Genomic DNA, 3,255 nt, shown 5'->3' with positions numbered 1-3,255 from the left:
CGTGGCTTTTTCTTCTATCGTGTCAAACCCAGGCCAGTGCCATGGACTACGCCGTTTGATATGCGCTTGTGCATTGTCTTTTATATTCACCCAACCATGTATCGGTAGCGTTTGCTCATCCAGTGCCGTCACTTGTACCCAGGTTGTGTTTTCATCCTCTATCGCTATCAAGCCGTCATTTTCTAATGAAATGAGGGACACGGTTCTAGGATAACATACCGTATTACGTTTCTTTTCTTGAGGCGAAAGGCTGTTATCTAATGATAACGGAAAATCACGCCAATAACTTGCGCTTGAATTGAGTCGCCCATCTTCGCCATTAAGGTGTAAGACTTTACTGGCGGCTATCCAGTACGGCTTGTTTTCAATCATAAAGCGAATAGTGAAAAAATCATCATCATGCGCAGGCTCAGAATCTGCACTCGGCGACGTCGTATCTTGTCCCTTTTCGCCAGCAATTAACTCAACTTTATCGGGAATCTCTGCCTCGGTTAATTCGGGATATATCCGCCTTACATACATTTTCTTACTTGTGGTTAAGGTGTACGGTTGCGGTGACGAGCTTTTTGTCTGTATCTTTCCATTAATGCCATTAACCACCTTGCCAACCTCAGTGTCGAATAACGGCTGCGTTGTTGAATTTCCGCTTTCAGAGAGCTTGTCTGTTCAGGCGTGTTTCATGGTGACTGACTAATGCTTTTTTGTCATTGCTGATAAGTTAATTCCTCATCTGTTGGTTGTCTGTAAGCTGTAAAATGATTTTCACTAACAAAAAATAATGTATTTTTCATATAAATTGCCTGATTACCATTTAATAAAAACTTAGAAAAAGGTGTTTTCTCAAAACCATGGATGGTGATGTATTCTAATTCATTACTAATATCAATGTCATAACTTTTAAAGTTTTCTACATGCTGTTGATATAATTCATCATTATCAAAAAAATGTTTTGAATCCACTTTACCAAAGCTTATTGAATAAGCTTGTTGATAATTAACACACAGTTTTTCCTCATTTGGATTTAAAGTTAATGTTACTCTACCAAATTCATCTAATTTTCCACCATCAAAACGTAAATAGTTATTTGCTTGTTTACTAGTTAGCAACAGACTTTTTGCTGAATGTTTGTTTTTATCTTTAGTGGCAAAGTCGATATAGCAATTAGAAGTGATGGGTAACTCTTGAAACTTTCCTTCTTTTGTAACTTGAAAATGTTGTACTTCTATGGTTTCATCCTCAAAACGTTGTCGACGTTCAATAAAGTAGTTTTTATCAATGGTAAAGTAACGATAACCAACAGGTTGTCCATCACCTCCAGGACCTCCACGAGTTGTGGTTCTATAGCTAAAAATTAGTAGTTTATCTAAAACTTTATAATCATTTGAAAACAGATATAGAAAAGAATCAGTTTCACCACTTTCCCAAGCAACATCAATAAATATTGGATTTATAATAGATGAAATAGAAGAAAATTTTGCCCCAAATATATCTATTGCATCCCATGAGAGATCTAAAAAGTTTTTAAAATGAATAGATATTTTTTTTAAAATTTCATCACGATATAATACATAAGCATCTTCTGTATTAAACGGAACATTGATAATGGGTAATAGGGACACTTCTTTTATAAATTCTTTTTCAAAATAAGGTTTTGAATAAAAGATTGGCTCACCGTTTTTTCCAAAGAGAAGTAGTATATCATCCAATAATATTGCTTGCCTATTTTGTGTTATATATTGTTTTAATAAAGTATCATCAATATCTTTATCAAATTGAAGATAAGAAATTCTCTCATCTAATTTAATATTATACTCTAGTAATTCTTGCTGTTTTTCTAAATCAAAATATGATTGTTCAATATTATTGCTTATAAAAAAATCTTTTGCAGGCATAATATTACGCTCAATCAAAAATGGCTGATTATTAAAATAAAATTTATTACCAATTAATTTTATTTTAAAATCAATAGTTGTTTCATTTACCAATGAGTCACTAATACCATAAATAATTCTCCAATTATCTGAAACTTTTTTGTCATCAGCTGTAACTGATGATGCAATCACATATAAAAATAGAGAAAATAATGCAAAAAATAAATTACTTAATTTCATATTTTTAACCTTTGTTAGTTATTAATGATCGCATTGATAATCCATTAACTTGTTCAGCGCTTTTAACAAAATATTTATCTTCCAAATATTTTAATTCAAAACTTCTTACATCAAAATGAATCCATGTTGCAGCTATAGCTGTATCTTTTGGTGTTTTTTCACGAATTCCCACTTCTAAAGAAATAACATTTTTAACCTGCCATCTATAATGTGCATTACAATAACTGATCATTACCTCTCTAGCATCATCACACAAATTTTCTAATGAAATTTTAGTATTGTTATAAATCATATGAATATCTAATGCTTTACCCATATGATTAGTACTTTTTCTAAAATTATGAGCATTATTATCTGACCAACAGCGATATCCAGATTTAACTAATTCAATTTTCATATTCCGTTGATCAAAATGGGATAAATAAAATTTCCAAGCTCTTAAGACCCAAAATAAAGTTCTATGTAACCCTGGATATTCATATTTCCTATACATTTCAATAGTATTTGCATCTTGTTTTTGTTTTTCAAATTTACCATTACCAAAACCTCCACATACTTTATCGCCCTCAACTAATTTCAATGTCGAACACTTACATTTAGCTTGAGTAAAATATGTTTCTATTGGATATTCCTCTTGAAATTCATCAATCGCTTTTATTACATTCATATCCACAACGCCCGTTTCCTCGACTTGCATATAATCACGTTGAAACTGTTTGATCATATTTTCGGTTCTTTCGGTAAATTCATCTGTTGGCACATTGCCACCAAATCCAGCAAGTCTGATATTAATTTCCCGAATAATTTCATCTTTATCACCCTTTTTGAAAAGGATATTGTTTCCTGCAAAATAATCTACCATCGCCACCGGATGAATAAACCACGCCTTGCCATCAGTTGATAGATTAGACAGTTTAGGGGTATTAGCATTAGCATCGCTTTGTTCAGTGCTGGTTGTTTGAGTTTGAGTTTGAGTTTGAGCTTGCGCTTGTGCCACTTGTTGCCACCACAGTGATGGTTTAATGCGTTGTGCTTTTTCTAGTTGCCAGTTTGATTTGACATGTTTATGCGCTTCGTCCACCACGTCTAAGGCAAAATCACGTAGGTAAGGCTCGGTGATGCCTAGCTCATCTAATCCCGCTTC

General features: G+C 33.1%; 2 protein-coding genes and 1 pseudogene. All 3 read right to left on the bottom strand.

Features of this window, described 5'->3' with window-relative positions; genetic code table 11:
• Positions 1 to 600: pseudogene (locus B9N71_RS12310) on the bottom strand (hypothetical protein); the annotation flags it as partial.
• Positions 601 to 704: 104 nt separating this feature from the next.
• A complete protein-coding gene (locus B9N71_RS12305; protein ID WP_085166110.1) occupies positions 705 to 2,111 on the bottom strand; it encodes a hypothetical protein in 1,407 nt (468 codons plus the stop codon).
• A gap of 4 nt (positions 2,112 to 2,115) precedes the next feature.
• A partial coding sequence (locus B9N71_RS12300; RefSeq protein ID WP_143422155.1) for a peptidoglycan-binding domain-containing protein occupies positions 2,116 to 3,255 on the bottom strand: 1,140 nt, incomplete at its 5' end.

Source organism: Gilliamella bombi, from assembly GCF_900103255.1.
GTDB lineage: Bacteria > Pseudomonadota > Gammaproteobacteria > Enterobacterales > Orbaceae > Gilliamella > Gilliamella bombi.
Note: the sequence above shows the minus strand (reverse complement) of the source record. Positions and strands in the feature narration are given on the sequence as shown.

What these genes read in the sequence shown, in the direction of transcription:
- B9N71_RS12305 (WP_085166110.1), bottom strand. Translation starts at nt 2,111, where the DNA reads ATGAAATTAAGTAATTTATTTTTTGCATTATTTTCTCTATTTTTATAT.